The 15,187-nt window shown below is 60.6% G+C and carries 17 protein-coding genes; 4 read left to right on the forward strand and 13 right to left on the reverse strand.

The window, feature by feature from the left end; all coding sequences use genetic code 11:
- Window positions 1-14 precede the first annotated feature (14 nt).
- From AACV02_RS13535 to AACV02_RS13570, 8 genes are all read right to left on the reverse strand, one after another.
- Window positions 15-362 (reverse strand): DUF2493 domain-containing protein, encoded by a 348-nt coding sequence (locus AACV02_RS13535; protein WP_106579131.1) that lies wholly within the window; start codon window positions 360-362, stop codon window positions 15-17.
- Window positions 363-426: 64 nt separating this feature from the next.
- On the reverse strand, window positions 427-3,141 hold the full coding sequence (gene mgtA / locus AACV02_RS13540) for a magnesium-translocating P-type ATPase (protein ID WP_119740261.1): 2,715 nt from the start codon (window positions 3,139-3,141) through the stop codon (window positions 427-429).
- A gap of 235 nt (window positions 3,142-3,376) precedes the next feature.
- Window positions 3,377-3,685 (reverse strand): hypothetical protein, encoded by a 309-nt coding sequence (locus AACV02_RS13545; RefSeq protein WP_119740264.1) that lies wholly within the window; start codon window positions 3,683-3,685, stop codon window positions 3,377-3,379.
- 316 nt (window positions 3,686-4,001) lie between these two features.
- Entirely contained in the window at window positions 4,002-4,613 is a 612-nt protein-coding gene (locus AACV02_RS13550) for a LysE family transporter (RefSeq protein ID WP_119740266.1), read from the reverse strand.
- 72 nt (window positions 4,614-4,685) lie between these two features.
- Window positions 4,686-5,477, reverse strand: coding sequence for a helix-turn-helix transcriptional regulator (locus AACV02_RS13555; protein ID WP_119740828.1), 792 nt, complete (start codon window positions 5,475-5,477; stop codon window positions 4,686-4,688).
- A 173-nt stretch (window positions 5,478-5,650) separates the two neighbouring features.
- Complete coding sequence (locus AACV02_RS13560) at window positions 5,651-6,190, reverse strand: hypothetical protein (protein WP_106579135.1); 540 nt, start codon at window positions 6,188-6,190, stop codon at window positions 5,651-5,653.
- A gap of 126 nt (window positions 6,191-6,316) precedes the next feature.
- A complete protein-coding gene (locus AACV02_RS13565) occupies window positions 6,317-7,600 on the reverse strand; it encodes an arsenic transporter (RefSeq protein ID WP_106579136.1) in 1,284 nt (427 codons plus the stop codon).
- 19 nt (window positions 7,601-7,619) lie between these two features.
- Window positions 7,620-7,976 (reverse strand): metalloregulator ArsR/SmtB family transcription factor, encoded by a 357-nt coding sequence (locus tag AACV02_RS13570; protein ID WP_119740270.1) that lies wholly within the window; start codon window positions 7,974-7,976, stop codon window positions 7,620-7,622.
- Between the two features lie 178 nt (window positions 7,977-8,154).
- On the opposite strand from AACV02_RS13570, the gene AACV02_RS13575 reads away from it, so the two are divergent.
- From AACV02_RS13575 to AACV02_RS13585, 3 genes are all read left to right on the forward strand, one after another.
- Window positions 8,155-8,370, forward strand: a complete 216-nt coding sequence (locus AACV02_RS13575; RefSeq protein WP_017138831.1) for a hypothetical protein — start codon at window positions 8,155-8,157, stop codon at window positions 8,368-8,370.
- A 71-nt stretch (window positions 8,371-8,441) separates the two neighbouring features.
- Window positions 8,442-9,137, forward strand: a complete 696-nt coding sequence (locus tag AACV02_RS13580) for an AzlC family ABC transporter permease (RefSeq protein ID WP_106579139.1) — start codon at window positions 8,442-8,444, stop codon at window positions 9,135-9,137.
- Complete coding sequence (locus AACV02_RS13585; protein WP_119740272.1) at window positions 9,134-9,445, forward strand: AzlD domain-containing protein; 312 nt, start codon at window positions 9,134-9,136, stop codon at window positions 9,443-9,445. Before AACV02_RS13580 ends, AACV02_RS13585 begins: the two co-directional genes overlap by 4 nt.
- Window positions 9,446-9,585: 140 nt before the next feature.
- Here AACV02_RS13585 and AACV02_RS13590 read toward each other — a convergent pair whose 3' ends face one another.
- Window positions 9,586-9,843 (reverse strand): hypothetical protein, encoded by a 258-nt coding sequence (locus AACV02_RS13590; RefSeq protein WP_119740275.1) that lies wholly within the window; start codon window positions 9,841-9,843, stop codon window positions 9,586-9,588.
- A 111-nt stretch (window positions 9,844-9,954) separates the two neighbouring features.
- Here AACV02_RS13590 and AACV02_RS13595 point away from each other — a divergent pair, with 111 nt between their 5' ends.
- Complete coding sequence (locus AACV02_RS13595) at window positions 9,955-10,308, forward strand: lipoprotein (protein ID WP_119740277.1); 354 nt, start codon at window positions 9,955-9,957, stop codon at window positions 10,306-10,308.
- Between the two features lie 142 nt (window positions 10,309-10,450).
- Here the strand turns inward: AACV02_RS13595 and AACV02_RS13600 are convergent, their stop codons facing one another.
- The 4 genes from AACV02_RS13600 to modC form a co-directional block, all read right to left on the reverse strand.
- Window positions 10,451-11,155 carry a YoaK family protein gene (locus AACV02_RS13600; RefSeq protein ID WP_119740279.1) on the reverse strand — a complete coding sequence of 235 codons (705 nt, stop codon included), beginning with the start codon at window positions 11,153-11,155 and terminating at the stop codon, window positions 10,451-10,453.
- Window positions 11,156-11,224: 69 nt separating this feature from the next.
- Window positions 11,225-12,859: an ABC-F family ATP-binding cassette domain-containing protein gene (locus AACV02_RS13605; RefSeq protein WP_119740281.1), complete on the reverse strand. Its 1,635-nt coding sequence runs from the start codon at window positions 12,857-12,859 to the stop codon at window positions 11,225-11,227.
- 124 nt (window positions 12,860-12,983) lie between these two features.
- The gene (locus tag AACV02_RS13610; RefSeq protein WP_119740283.1) at window positions 12,984-14,033 is read right to left on the reverse strand and encodes a DNA topoisomerase IB; all 1,050 of its coding nucleotides are present in this window, start codon (window positions 14,031-14,033) and stop codon (window positions 12,984-12,986) included.
- A 73-nt stretch (window positions 14,034-14,106) separates the two neighbouring features.
- A complete protein-coding gene (gene modC, locus AACV02_RS13615; protein WP_119740285.1) occupies window positions 14,107-15,186 on the reverse strand; it encodes a molybdenum ABC transporter ATP-binding protein in 1,080 nt (359 codons plus the stop codon).
- Window position 15,187 lies beyond the last annotated feature (1 nt).

Below are 15,187 nucleotides of genomic sequence, written 5' to 3' on the forward strand. Positions count from 1 at the left end.
CACCTCGCTTGAATTCAGCTTTCTACGGTCAGCACCGAAATGCCGCTGGCTTTGGCCTGGCAGACCAGCTCCGAGGTGTCGTCACCACCCGGCAGGGCGATGACCACGTCGGGGCGGCTGTCGGTCAGCATGAAATGGTTGCGTTGGCGTTCCGCCTGCTTGCCATGGCGTTGCCAATTGGGCGGGTATCGCACCACGTCGATGCCGATTTCCCGCGCCCATTCCTCAACGTCACTGCCCAGAAATTGGTTGCCGCCGTGAATCAATACCTGCACCGGGCGCAGGCGGTGGTAAGCGTCCAGCACTTGGCGGGACTTTTTAGTGTCGGCGTAATGACGACCTGCACAGATCAAGACGCGCATGGTGAGAATCCTTGTGTTGCACGGTGGCCGCCGGGCGACGGCCACCGTTTTCAGAGGCGGGGGATCAGTACCACTGCTTGAAGCGGCGGATGTAGATCGTTTTCATCAGTTGAGCCACGCAGCAGTAGGCCAACAGCGTGCCGACCAGCCATGGGAAGTACGCCAGCGGCAGCGGCTGCAGGCCGACCAATGTGCCCAGCGGCGAGAACGGCACGTAGATCCCTAGGCCGATGACAATGGCGGTCATCATCAACACCGGCCAGGCGGCCGTGCTCTGGAAGAACGGGATCTTGCGAGTCCGCAACATGTGCACGACCAGGGTTTGCGAGAGCAGCCCCTCGATAAACCAGCCGGACTGGAACAGGGTCTGCATTTCCACGCTGTTGGCGCTGAACACGTACCACATCAGCGCAAAGGTGGTGATGTCGAAGATTGACGAGGTCGGCCCGATCCAGATCATGAAGCGGCCGATGTTTTTAGCATCCCACTTGCGCGGTTTGGCCAGGTATTCCTTGTCCATCTTGTCCCACGGCAGGGCCAGCTGGGAAATGTCGTACATCAGGTTTTGCAGCAGCAGGTGGATCGCCAGCATCGGCATGAACGGAATGAACGCACTGGCCACCAGCACCGAGAACACGTTGCCGAAGTTGGAACTGGCGGTCATGTTCAGGTACTTCATGATGTTGCCGAAGGTTTCGCGGCCCTTGAGCACGCCTTCTTCCAGCACCATCAGGCTCTTTTCGAGCAGGATGATGTCGGCCGATTCCTTGGCGATGTCGGTGCCGCTGTCCACCGAGATGCCCACGTCGGCGTCGCGCAGCGCTGGTGCATCGTTGATGCCGTCGCCGAGGAAGCCCACAGTGTGGCCGTTGGCTTGCAGCGCTTTGAGCACCCGGGATTTCTGCAGCGGCGTCAGCTTGGCAAACACGCTGCGTTCTTCCACGCGGCGCAGCAGCGTCGCGTCGTCCATCGCTTCAATTTCCACGCCCAGCAGTGGTTGACCAGGTTCCAGGCCGACCTGACGGCAGATCTTGCTGGTGACCACCGCGTTGTCGCCGGTCAGCACCTTTACCGCCACGCCAATTTGTTGCAGCGCTGCAATCGCCGGGGCCGCAGTTTCCTTCGGTGGATCCAGGAAAGTCAGGAAGCCCTGGATCACCAGGTTGCGCTCATCAATCGTGGTGTACTGCTGGCGAGCCAGCGATTTAGGGATGTTGCGGGTGGCGACCACCAGTACGCGAAAGCCATCCTCGTTGTAGTCATTGGCCAGTGCCAGCAGCTCGTCACGGCGACGATCATCCAGCGGCACTGCGGCGCCATCTTCCATGACGTGGGTGGAAATGCTCAGCATCTCTTCCACCGCACCTTTGCACACCAGCAACTGGTCGCCGGCAGCGTCCTTGACCACGATCGACAGGCGACGGCGCACGAAGTCGAACGGCAACTCATCGACCTTGCTGTAGGCAAATGGCCGCTGGAACTTGGGATTGTGTTCCGAGAACTGCACCACGGCCTGGTCCATCAGGTTTTTCATGCCGCTTTGGTGGTAGCTGTTCAGCCAGGCCAGGGACAGCACCGCATCATCACGTTGGCCAAAGGCGTTGACGTGGTGTTCGAGGATGATCTTGTCCTGGGTCAGCGTGCCGGTCTTGTCGGTGCACAGCACATCCATCGAGCCGAAGTTCTGGATCGCATTCAGGCGCTTGACCACCACTTTGCGCTTGGCCATGGCGGTCGCGCCCTTGGCCAGGTTGGCGCTGACGATCATCGGCAGCATTTCTGGGGTCAGGCCCACGGCTACCGCCAGAGCAAACAGGAACGCGTCGCCCCAGTCGCCTTTGGAGAAGCCATTAAGCAGGAACACGATCGGCACCATCACCAGCATGAAGCGAATCAACAGCCAGCTGACGCTGTTGACCCCACGGTCGAACGCGGTTTGCACCCGCAAGCCGACAATCGCCTTGGCCAGCGAGCCAAAGTAAGTGCGCGGCCCGGTGGCAACCACCACGGCCTTGGCGCGTCCGCTGACCACGTTGGTGCCCATGAAGCAGATGTTGGGCAGGTCCAGCAGGTTGCCCTGGTCGGCCGCCAGCGAAGAGGCGGATTTTTGCGTGACGTCACCGAGCGTGTCGTATTTTTCCACCGGCAAGGCTTCACCGGTCAGCACGGCCTGGCTGATAAACAGATCGCGGGATTCGATCAGGCGCACATCGGCAGGGATCATGTCGCCGGCCGACAGTTGCACGATATCGCCGGCGACCAGGTCGCGCATCGGCACTTCGCGCAGCGTCGGCTGAGCGCCGACTTGCTCACGCCGCAGCACAGTGGCAGTGGTGCGCACCATGGCCTTGAGTGCTTCGGCGGATTTGGCCGAGCGGTGTTCCTGCCAGAAGCGCAGCAGGCTGCTGAGCAGCACCATGGTCATGATGATGATGACTTTGGTCAGGTCGACTTCTTCACCCGCCTGCAACGGCAGCCAATAGTCGGTGACAAAGCTGATGCCCGCCAGGGTCAGCAACACGTAGATGAAGGGATTGTTCAGCGCCTGCAGGAACTGGACGATGGCGTGAGGCGGCTTGTCGTGGGCCACTTCGTTGTAGCCTTCGCGTTGCAGACGCGCCGAGGCGTCCAGTTCGGTCAGGCCATCCTGGGTGGCGCGCACGTTGGCGAGGGTGGCCTGCAGGCCGTTCTGGGCTTCGCGGGCGGCGCGCATCGACAGTTTGGTGTCGGTGTCGGTGCCATTTTTCTTGTGCAGAGGCGTGTTTTTTACGGCGCTCATTGTCTGTACTCCTGTCGCCAATTCTCGACAAAACATACCCGGTACTTACCTGAAGACAGGCGAGCGAAAGCATGCCGAGCCGCAAACTTCGCGATCGGTTTAAATAAGGTGTTCACATAACTTCTACAGCGCCCGCCAGACGCGCGTTAGTTAACTAACGCGCAGCGGGCTACTACTGGACGTGTTCATAAAGAACTCCAGAACATCAATTAGAAAGTTGCTGTTTCCAGCCGGGTTAAGCGCTGCGAGTGCTCAGGTAAAGTCCGAACATCAGGCTCGCTTGAGCCAGCATGGAAACCTGGGGTCTCTGCGGGTCTTGAGGGTCGGCATGGTCCCAATGCTGCAGCAGTTGGCCGCTGGCAGGGCACAGGTGCCAGTGCGCCAACACAGGGGCCGGACGCGCCTGGTCTTTGCTGGCTTGAGGGGAGGGTGCAGCAAACGTGGCCCGGGTAGGCGAAAAGCCTACGGGCTCGCGGCACAGCTTGGCGCGCAGGGCGGCGGCCAGCGTACGTACATCGGGCAAAGCAATGAGTTGGAAGGTCATAACACACCTCGGGACCGGACGGGCGACCGGTGAGGCAGTTACGGTGGAGCATCAAGCTCTAGCGCAGCTTACCGGACCTGGAAGGCGAGTCCTGTCATATTCTGGGTTTGGCGCCCGATGCCCGCTAAAGCGGTGCTCGGACAGCGACTAGATACTGTGTCCATTGGCTTCTTTTGTGAGGTTTAAAAAAGGCCCCAGTTGCGGGCACGGGCAATCTACTCAGACGGTTACAAAATGTCAACGCATGATTAATTAAATGAGCCCGTGTTCAGAGTTTATTCAGACAAGGGCACGGTTAGTTGTGGGCTATATAACTTCATACACCCCGTGCAGCCAGAACCGCCAGATAGATCAACACTAAACCACACGCGCCGTAACTGACGCGCTGCCACAGCGGCGAGGCATTTTTGCGTAACAGATGGACCAGCGCCGCAATCAGAAAACACGACAGCACCGACGCCAGCATGAAACCTGCAAAAAACATCAGGGTTTGCCCAGCGCTGGGCGTAGCGCCGACGATCCCGGACAAGGCGCTGCCCAACGCGCCCCAGTACACAATGTTCTTCGGGTTAGCCAGGGACATGGCCGCGCCAACCGCCAGTGCGTTCCGACCGGAGTGGGCCGGCCCGCTGTCTGCTGCGGGCAGGTGCCAGGCGTCGATCAGACTGCGCACGCCGAGCCACGCCAGGTAAGCCGCGCACACTATCGTCAGCGGAACGCGCACGGCTTCGTGTTCAATCAGCAGGGCGATGCCGGTGAGGCCGATCACCGCCCAGGCGGCGTCGCCCACCAGCGAACCGATTTGCACCAGCAAGGCAGAGGTGAACCCATGGAGCAAGCCACGGCGCAGGGTTTCTGCCAGCACCGCGCCGGGCGAGAGGCAAAACACAAAACCGAATACCAGCGCGTAAAAAAAGATCGTCACCATGCCCGCTTTCCTTCAACAGAGGCGCGCAGTGTGCGGCTGTGTGGCCCAGGCGTCTTGAACCAGATTGCGCTTTCAGCGTTTCAACAGGCTTTGATAGCGGCCTGGAGTGATGCCATAGGCGGCGCGAAAATGCCGGTTGAGATGGCTTTGGTCAGCAAACCCCAGCTCATGCGCGACGCCGCTGGCCGAAGCGCCGCGGCGCAAGAGTCCCTTGGCACGACAGGTACGCAATTGCATCGCCCACTGCCTGGGGCTCAGCCCGGTTTCTTTCTGGAAGGTGCGCAACAGGTGGAATTTGGACAAGCCCAGCTCATCGCCCAACTGGTCCAGCGGCAGCGCTTGGCTCAGTTGCTCGGCGAGCAGCTCCTGGGCCCGGTGGATCATGCCTTTGCCGCCCGTGGCAGCGTCGGGCAGGCGCACGCCGCTGGCACCGACCACTTCACCCAGCAGCAGAACCAAGGCGTCTTCGTTAATCTCGCGGAGCAATGGGTCGTCGTTCAAGGCACCCTTGACCGCCGCAGCCAGGCGCTGTGCCAAGTCTGGCTGGAAGCACAGCGAGCGATCAAATTCCAACTGGGCCAGCCCCAGGTCAGCTGCCAGCGCGTCGGCCGCGACGTACAGGCTGACAAAATGCCAGGGCGCACCATCAGCTGCGCCGCCACCTTGAATCTGCCCAGGGTTGTACAACGTAATGCTGCCGGGCCCGGCCTGGAACTCGCGGCGGTCGAGCCAAACGCTTTCCTCGCCGACCAGGTTCACGCCGATCACGCATTCATCATGGCTATGGCGGGCAAAGGTCAGGCCGGTGCAGCGTGTATGGGTGACTTCGTAGTTGCCCAGCCAGGCGTGTTGCATGGCGCTCATCGGGTCGGCTCGATAGAAAATCAGCCGTGAGCATACGCTGACAAAGGTGTTCAGATCGACCATTGGCTGCGACGCGTGCCTAAGATGCGCACTGTGAGCCGGTCGCTATTCGGGGGCTGAGCTCACTGGCCAGGATGACGGTTCAGTAAGCTCTGCACCTTGCAAAAACAGGATTAGGGTTTTAAATACTTCATTGACGCAAACGTGGAAGCGAGCTTTTTATAAATACGCTCGTCATCACTATCGATATCACCATCCCCGTCGGCATCCAGTGCACCCTTGATGGTGCGGTAACTGCCCAGGTAGTCAGGGTTGCTGGCGACGACAATGACGTCGGGACGGTTAAGGTCGCGATTGCCTTTTCGGTAATGCAGGATGCTGACATCGGTTGCCGGGCTGTCGCTGAAGCCCATCAAAATACGGTCATAGAGCCTCTTGCTCTCATCCCTAGGGCTCAAGGTGGCCATGGCAGTCATGAGGTTCGCGGCAGCCAGGTAGTAGGAGGCATCCTCCTCGTCATGGTCGCCATCCCCGTCTGCGTCATTGGTGGGGGACGAGGCGTCGTACGTCCAATTGTCGTTCGTTGAATAAAGGGTGATGCGGCTATTGGGGTTGCTTAAATCACTGTTGCCTTCGTCAAAGCGAGACATCACCACTTCAGGATTGCCTGCGCCGTCGGTGTCTCTGAATTCGTAGAGCTGTTTATGTTTCATGTCGGTGTCCCTTTTGTTCAGTGCGAAGTCCCTCTGGCAATTGAATTTAGGCACCTGTCCTTTAAGCGTCTACTGTGAGAGTTGACAGGTGTTTACTCATCCAGTGACGGTTCACGGCGCAGGTCTTCAGAGACTCAGGCGCAAGGCGAGCGCCGCCAGGGTGATCAACAGCACCGGCAAGGTCAGCACAATTCCGACCTTGAAGTAGTAGCCCCATGTGATGGTGATGCCTTTGCGCGCAAGAATATGCAGCCACAACAACGTGGCCAGGCTGCCGATCGGAGTGATTTTCGGGCCCAGGTCGCTGCCGATCACGTTGGCGTAAACCATGGCGTCCTTGACCACGCCCACGGCATGGCTGGATTCGATGGACAGCGCGCCGATCAACACCGTCGGCAGGTTGTTCATCGCCGACGAGAGCAATGCCGTCAGCACCCCGGTGCCCATCGCCGCGCCCCATACGCCATACGTGGCGAAGGTGTCGAGCCAGGTTGCCAGGTAGGTGGTCAAACCCGCGTTACGCAAGCCGTAGACCACCAGGTACATGCCCAGGGAAAACACCACGATCTGCCACGGGGCTTCTTTCAGCACTTTGCGCGTAGAAATTTTGTGGCCTTTGGCGGCGATCACCAGCAGTAACACGGCGCACACGGCGGAGATCGCACTGATCGGAATGCCCAGCGGCTCCAGGGCAAAACAGCCGACCAACAAAATACCGAGTACCCACCACCCGGCTCGAAAGGTCGCACGGTCGTGGACGGCGCTGGCCGGGTCGTCAAGGTCGGCGGGGTCGTAGGCCTGCGGAATATCGCGGCGAAAAAACCACAGCAACACCGCCAGTGTCGCTGCAACGCTGACGAAGTTGACCGGCACCATGACCGCTGCGTATTCGTTGAAGCCGATCTTGAAATAATCTGCAGAAACGATGTTCACCAGGTTCGACACCACCAACGGCAAGCTCGCCGTGTCTGCGATAAACCCGGCGCCCATCACGAAGGCCAGGGTGGCCGCCGGGGAAAAGCGCAACGCCAGCAGCATCGACATCACGATCGGTGTGAGGATCAACGCCGCGCCGTCGTTGGCAAACAATGCCGACACCAGGGCGCCGAGCAGCACCATATAGGCGAACAGGCGCCGACCACGCCCACGGCCCCAGCGCGCAACATGCAGCGCGGTCCAGGCAAAGAACCCGGCCTCATCGAGCAGCAGGCTGATGATAATCAGCGCGACAAAAGTGCCGGTGGCGTTCCAGATGATGTGCCACACCACCGGGATGTCAGCCAGGCTGATGACCCCGCACGCCAGGGCCAGAATCGCGCCCATGGTTGCGCTCCAGCCGACTCCAAGGCCCTTGGGCTGCCAGATGACCAGAACGATGGTGAAGATAAAGATCGCAATTGCGACAAGCATGAATAAACGCTCCGATGGCTCAGCAGCAGGTGCTGGCCCGTTGTGGTCTGTCGCCCATTGCATCAAGACGCTGCGCGTCGTTTTGCAACCATGGCTGGTTAGCTTGCAAGGTAATGTCCAGCACTTGGGTCACCCACTCGGGCAGTGCCGGGTTGATGCGGTAGTAGATCCATTGACCCTGGCGACGGTCCAGCAACAGCCCGCCACTGCGCAGTTGCGCCAGGTGGCGGGAGATTTTCGGTTGACTGTCGCCAAGAGCATGGATCAGTTCGCACACGCAAAGTTCGCCCTCGCGCAGGATCAATAACGTCAACCGTACGCGGGTGGCATCGGCCAGGCATTTGAACAGCTCGGGCGCGGAGAGGGGAGCGGACATGATCGAGGTCTTCGTATGGATGGCCGGGTGAATATATGGATAGCCATATATGTAGGTCAAATCCTGAATTCCGTTGACGTGGATCAAATGCCCGACAATCCGCCACAAGTGTCTGAAATTAAAATGAAACACGAATGTCCTAAAGTGCCTGCCCATTGCTGATGAAGGAAGAACTCGCGTGACCCGTGCCACTCGCAACCTGCGCAAAACCCTCGATTCTGTCGCGGACAATAATGAAACTGCGGCGTTTGACCTGATGCGCGCCGTCGAAAAACTCGGCGATGAAGTGCTGCGCCAACGCCTGCTCAATACCATTCACCGGCTCAACCAGGATGCCCATGAGTTGCGCGAAGCGCGTGATTCGGTGGAGCAGGTCTCGGTCAAACTCGCCTGAGCACGATCGTTCAAGACAAGCCCCGTATCACGCTGGCATGCTTGTCGACTGTCTGTCGATGAGCCGTCTCCATGCCTACAGCCTTACCTCATTACGCCTTCGGTCGCGGCGCCCTTGCCGTTATTCCACTGTCTCTGGCCTGTGCCCCCTGGGGATTGTTGGCCGGCTCCATGGCGATTGATGCGCAATTTACTCCGCTGCAAGCTCAGGGTTTGTCCGCCATTGTGTTCGCCGGTGCCGCGCAGTTGGTGGCGATCGGCATGGTCAAGAGCGGTGCCAGCCTGATCTCGATTGTGCTGACCACCTTGCTGCTCACATCCCAGCATTTGCTTTACGGCATGCACATGCGCCCGACGCTCTCGTCGCTCAATGTACGGTGGCGCATGAGCCTGGGCTTTTTGCTGACTGACGAGTTTTTCGCGCTGGTCAACCACTATGACCGCCAGACCTTCAATCGCTGGTATGCGCTGGGCGTCGGCCTGACGTTCTACATCATCTGGAACCTCTTCACCCTGGCGGGCATCGTGCTTGGCAAAAGTATTCCGGGGCTTGATCAGCTGGGGCTGGAGTTTTCCATCGCTGCGACTTTTATCGCCTTGATCACGCCGGTGGTGCGCGATGTGCCCACGGTGGTCTGCGTGGCGGTCTCGCTGCTGTGTTCGGTATGGCTGAGTTACTTGCACTGGGAGTCGGCGGTGGTGGTGTCGGGCGTGCTGGGGATGGGCGCAGGGTTTGCCTGCAAGCGGCTGGGAGTAGGGCAGCGATGATCTACATCATGATTGTGGCCATGGGCCTGGTGGTATTTCTCAACCGCTACTTGTTTATCGAGCCGCGTCTGCCGGTGCGCCTCAATCGCGGCGCGCGCGAGTTTCTCGGGTTTGCGGTGCCGGGAATGCTGACGGCGATTTGCGGGCCGATCATTTTTCTCGCCGAGCATAAGCTCAACCTGAGTCCGGCCAATCCTTACTTGCTGGCGGGGATCTGTGCGGTGGCGTTGATGTTCTGGACGCGTAGCGTGTTGATCACGGTGCTGTTGAGCATGGGGCTGTTCTATTTGTTTCGTTGGTGGCTCTGATGCGCAGGTGAGTTGCTGGAGGTCATCCACCGACACCCAGGCAAAAAAAAGCCCGCGGGAGGGCGGGCAGAAGGGAGACTTCTTAAAAATGAGCCTGCCAACTATAGGCAGCGCGAGCGCCCTTCACAGTGAAACTAAATTCATTCGGCCGCAGGTTTTGGTGGCTTCTTGGCCTTGGCCTCCGCCGCCAGGCATTCCAGGGCGAACTGCTCGGTATAGGTCATCTGGATCGGCGTGCTTTCACCTTTTACCGTGCGTTCGCCATCAAGGATGTAGCGGATGCGCTTGTCGGTGACGCCGATGCGCTTGGCGATCCACGTCGGCGTCTGGCCGATGCGACTGATCAGCTTATCGGCGTAGTCGGTGGACGGGTTATAGCGTTCGGCGTTGGGCGTCATCGGGGTTCCAGGGGCAAGCGGGGGCATCAGTAGGCGACAGCGTGACGTAATAATCCTTGAGTGTCGCCTGCTAATGGTAGAGTCGCGTTTTTTTTCCAAGGAGGCGATGGCATGCGAAAGCTGGTAATTGGCGCATTGGCACTGGCAGTACTGTCCGGTTGCGCGGGCTCGAAAATGAACGACGCGCGCACCGGCGTGCCGTACAAAACGCTGGCCTCGGACAAGACGCCGTTGGTGGTCGCCCAATGCATTCAGTTCGGCTGGCAGGACGAGGCGGTATTTGGCGTTGACGCCGGAGGCTTCAAGGAGCCGATCGAAGCAGGCGGTTTTACCGTGTACACCACCGGCGGCGATTATTTTGTCGACGTGCGCAGTGCCGGCGCCGGTTCCAGCGTCAATTACTTTGCCATTGCCGACACGATGCCCGCCAAGCGTCGACTGGCCGCGCTCGCGACCTGCCTGTAATCCTTTGCCTAAGTAATATTCGGAAAAGCCCGGCGGGACAGCCGACGGACATTGGCTTATCATTCCCCCGCTCGCTCGACGTGATGGCTCTTTACCAGTACACGGACGTCGAGGCCGCAACGTCGAGCGGGCCTCGTTTCTCCTAGCGTGGCATGTAGCCCAAGTGCCAGCGCCGCGGAATCTTCAGCGACACGACGCCCAGCAACGCGGCGAGCGCGCCACTGACCAGCAGCGCCTTCAGGCCGAGCTGGTGCTCCAGCACCGCGCCGATCACCGCGCCCACGAACATGCCGGCCCACGGAATCAGTTGCACCCTCCAGCCATTGCGCCGTTCTCCCAGCATCCAGCGGCCCAGCCCGCGGCCGAAGCGCGAGAGGGCGCCCGTCACATAAGTCAGGCCCACCGGCAAACCGTTTACCTCTTCCACAGCAGCATTGAGCATACCCATCGCCACAATCGCTGCCAGCAGCGCAGGCAAGGTGTCGTCGAAGGGCCACACCGCGCCGCCGCACAGCAAAGCCGCAATGCACAGCAGCAAGGGCAGCGCGTGCCGACGGCTGAGGCGGCTGATCACCACACCCAGGGCGTTGCCGACGACAAATGTTGCGACCAGCAGCAACAACCGTCCGGTGAGGCCCAGGTCGCCTGCGCTGATTGCCACGGCCAGGCGCGTGGTGTTACCGCTCATGAACGAAACAAAATCGCCGCTGGCCATAAAGCCTATCGCATCGGTCATGCCGGCCAGCACGGATAGGCTGGCCACCAGCATCAAGCCGACGCGCCCACGCCAGCGTTGGCGGTGGGCGAGTGCGGCGTTGGCGTAGGGTTTGCGCGATGAAGGCAGCATGGCCCCATGTTCCTCGGTGAGATTATTCGGCCACCACCGTAGGACGCTTTGGTTGCGCGCGCAATGACCTCAGACACACTCCAGTCGCCAGCCCTGACGCTGCCAGGTCAAAAGGTGCGTCGGCTTGACGGCTTGCACGAACGTCTCGTCATGGGACACCACCACCATCGCCCCAGTAAAACCTTGCAACGCCTGCTCAAAGGCCAGCACGGATTCAAGGTCCAGATGGTTGGTCGGCTCGTCCAGCAACAGCAGTTGCGCCGGCACCTCGCGCCACAAGGCAATCGCCATCGCGGCCTTTAAGCGCTCGCCGCCGCTCAAGTGGCGGGTGGGTTGAGTCACCCGCAAGGCATCCAGTTGCAGCAACGCCAAACGCGTGCGCAGCTCGGCTTCGGCCAGAGGGGTGTCGAGCAGGTTGAGCTGTTCGACGATACTACGGTTGCCATCCAGCAGTGCCAGGTGCTGGTCGATATAGGCACTGGCCACATGCACGGTGCATTCGCCACTGACCACCGGCCATTGGCCCGCAAGCACCTTGAGCAACGTGGATTTTCCGCACCCGTTCGGCCCGCGCACGACCATGCGCACCGGGCCCGCCAGGTTGAGTGTGACGTAGCTGCAGGCGTGGTGCGGGTCAAGCCATGGCAGTTGAGCGTTTTCCACGCTCAGAACCTGGCGGCCATTGGGCAATACTGAACCGGGCAGCGCCAGCAGCGTGGGCGATTGATCCTCCACACGCTCATGGGCTTGGCGTACCTGCGCATCGAGCGCGTGTTTATACGCGTGATGCGCGCTGCGCACGCTGCTGACGATCTCCTTGGCGGCGCCCTTCCAGCGGGCTTTGGTGAACCCGGTGACATTGGCGGTTTCTGCGTGCTTACGTGCGCGGGCGGCGTTGCGCTGCAGGTTGTCATGATCTTTCTGCAGACGTTTGCGTTCGCGGCTGCGCGCCAGGCGGGCGTGTTCCAGGGCGGCCACGGCCGCATGCTGTTCGCTGTCGCGTTGCAAGCGATAGGCATCGTAGTTGCCGCCATACACCTGCGCGCCAAGCGGCGACAGCTCGATGATGCGCGCCATTGCATTGAGCAGTTGCCGGTCATGGCTGACCACCACCAGGCCGCCGGGCCAGGCTGCCAGCGTGCGCAGCAGCCAGTCACGGCCGGCGCTGTCGAGGTGGTTGGTTGGCTCATCGAGAATCAACAACTGCGGCGCGGCCAGCAGCGCACCGATCACCGCAACCCTGGCCAGTTGGCCGCCACTGAGTTGATCGGCTGGCGTGGCAGCGTCGAGTCGATGCAACCCGGCTGCACCCAGCGCGGTGCGCAGGCGTTCGGCAAGGTCCCACCGATCATCGACCAGCGCCAGATCATCCGCGCGGGCCTCACCGTGGGCCAGTCGCTCAAGGGCGGCCAACACCTGCGCGGTGCCGGTGACATCGGCGACGGTTTCGCCCGGTTGAACCGCCAGCGCCTGCGGCACATATGCCACGCTGGCCGAGCTTTTCAACGTGCCGGCAGTGGGCGTCAGCAAACCGGCGAGCAGCTTGGCGAGCAGGCTTTTGCCCCGGCCATTACGCCCGACAATCCCGGTGGGGGTGTGATCGATCGACAGGTTGAGGTCGTTCAGCAGGGTTTCGCCATCGGCGAACTGCAAGGACACGTGTTGCAATGAAACGAGTACGGGCGGCCGTTTGACGTCAGTCATCAGCACCTCCAAAAAAATGTCGGACAGGCCAACAAGCGCGCCAGGCGGCTCGTTGCAGATACATTTTGGAAGGCTTAGTTGTTCACGTCGGCGTGCATCCCGTGATTCAGAGGAGGCGCAAAGGCTAACCCACCTTGGCGTTTTTCGGCAAGTCCGCGGCCAATTGCTCGAGGAACATTGCCAGCGCAACTTCTTCGGCTTTCAAGCCTTTGCGCACCCGGGGCTTGGGCAGCTTGGACAATTCGCCCAGGCTGAAATGCTCCAGCACAGCAGGGTGGATATAGCACTTGCGGCACACCGCCGGGGTATTGCCCAGTTGCTTGGCGACGTCCTTGACCATGGCGACCACATGCCGCTTGGCATCCGATTCCGGTTGCCACTCCAGTTCGCGCAATACCGCCAGGGCCAGGGCGGTGCCTGCCCAGGTGCGGTAATCCTTGGCAGTGAAGTCGGCACCGGTGAGGCTGTGCAGGTAAGCGTTGACGTCATGGGAGCTGACGGTATGCCGCTCACCGTCTTCATCCAGGTACTGAAACAGATTTTGCCCTGGCAATTCCAGGCAACGCTTGACCACCGTGGCCAGGCGCCGGTCCTTGACGCTGACCTGATGCTCGACGCCGCTCTTGCCGCGAAACTGGAACAGTATCTCGCTGCCCTTGATGTCGACATGACGGGTGCGCAGCGTGGTCAGGCCGTAGGATTTATTGTCCCGCGCGTATTGAGTGTTGCCCACGCGAATCAGCGTGGCATCGAGCAGCATCACCACGGTGGCAAGGACTTTTTCGCGGGTGAAACCGGGCGCGGCAATTTGTGCTTCCAGTTGCGCGCGCAGTTTCGGCAATGCATTGCCGAACTGTTGCAGGCGCGAATACTTGTCGGTGTCGCGCACCTCACGCCAGCGCGGGTGGTAGCGGTATTGCTTGCGGCCACGGGCATCGCGGCCGGTGGCTTGCAAGTGGCCGCGCGGGTCGGCGCAGATCCACACGTCGGTGTAGGCGGGTGGCACAGCCAATGAGTTCAGGCGTTTGATTTCGTCGGCATCGGTGATGCGCTCACCGTTGGTGTCGAAATACTGAAACTTGCCGCGCAGCTTCTTGCGGCGGATACCCGGTTGGGTGTCGTCAACGTAATGCAGGTCGCGGGGCAGGTCGGCAAGCAACGCGGAGTCGGGCATGGTGCAAATTCCTTGGCAGTAATCAGGCCGGTATGTCTGATTGACCGCAGGGTTTTGCGCTCGTGCCAAATTCTTAAGCCAGCACCGCCACCGCCTTGATTTGCGCCCACAGCGCCTGGCCGGGATGCAGCTGCAACTGGTCGCGGGAAAACCGCGTGATGCGCGCCAGCAACGGCGTGCCGCCGGCGTCGAGGCGCACCAGCACATGGGCGTTGTTGTCGGCAGAGATCTCCCCGGTCACCGTCACCGGCAAGCGATTGAGGATGCTACTGGGTTCCTGCGCCTGCAGGCTGAGGCTGACATCCCGTGCCTGTACCTTGATGCGCAACTGTTTGCCCAGTGCCAACGGCGCATGGGCAACGCGCATCGATAACGCACTGTCGGGCAATTGCAGCGTCAGCAGTTGGTAGTGCGTGTCGTAGGCACTGACGCTGCCATTGATCACTACCCCGGCATCGTCACCCAGGGCCATGGGCAAATCCAGCCGCGCCAGGGTTTCACCGATGGGGCCGCTGGCCAGCACTTGGCCGTCACTGAGTAACACGATGTGATCGGCCAGCCGCGCCACTTCGTCCTGGGCATGGCTGACGTACAGCACGGGGATATCGAGCTCATCGTGCAGGCGTTCGAGGTACGGCAAAATTTCACTTTTGCGTTTGCTGTCCAGCGCCGCCAAGGGTTCATCCATCAACAGTAATTGGGGACTGGTGAGCAGCGCGCGGGCGATGCCGATGCGTTGGCGTTCACCCCCGGACAAATGCTGCGGGTGGCGGTCGAGCAAATGAGCAATGCCCAGCAGTTCGGTGGCGTGAGCCATGTCCACGCGCCGCTGCTGACGAGCAATACGCTTGAAGCCGAATTCCAGGTTGGCCCGCACCGACAGATGTGGAAACAGGCTCGCCTCCTGAAACACATAACCCAAGGCCCGTTTGTGCGGTGGCACAAACAGCCCGTTGCGGCTGTCTTGCCAGACTTGATCGTTGATCTGCACAAAGCCGTCTTCGGCACGCTCCAGCCCGGCGATACAGCGCAGGCAGGTGGTCTTGCCCGAGCCGGAATGCCCGTACAACGCGGTGACGCCACGGCCGGGCAATTTCAAATCCACTTCAAGCGCAAAGCCTGGGTAGTTCAGTTTCAGGCGTACCTCAATCATC

Source organism: Pseudomonas sp. Larv2_ips (genome assembly GCF_963879675.1).
Classification (GTDB): domain Bacteria; phylum Pseudomonadota; class Gammaproteobacteria; order Pseudomonadales; family Pseudomonadaceae; genus Aquipseudomonas.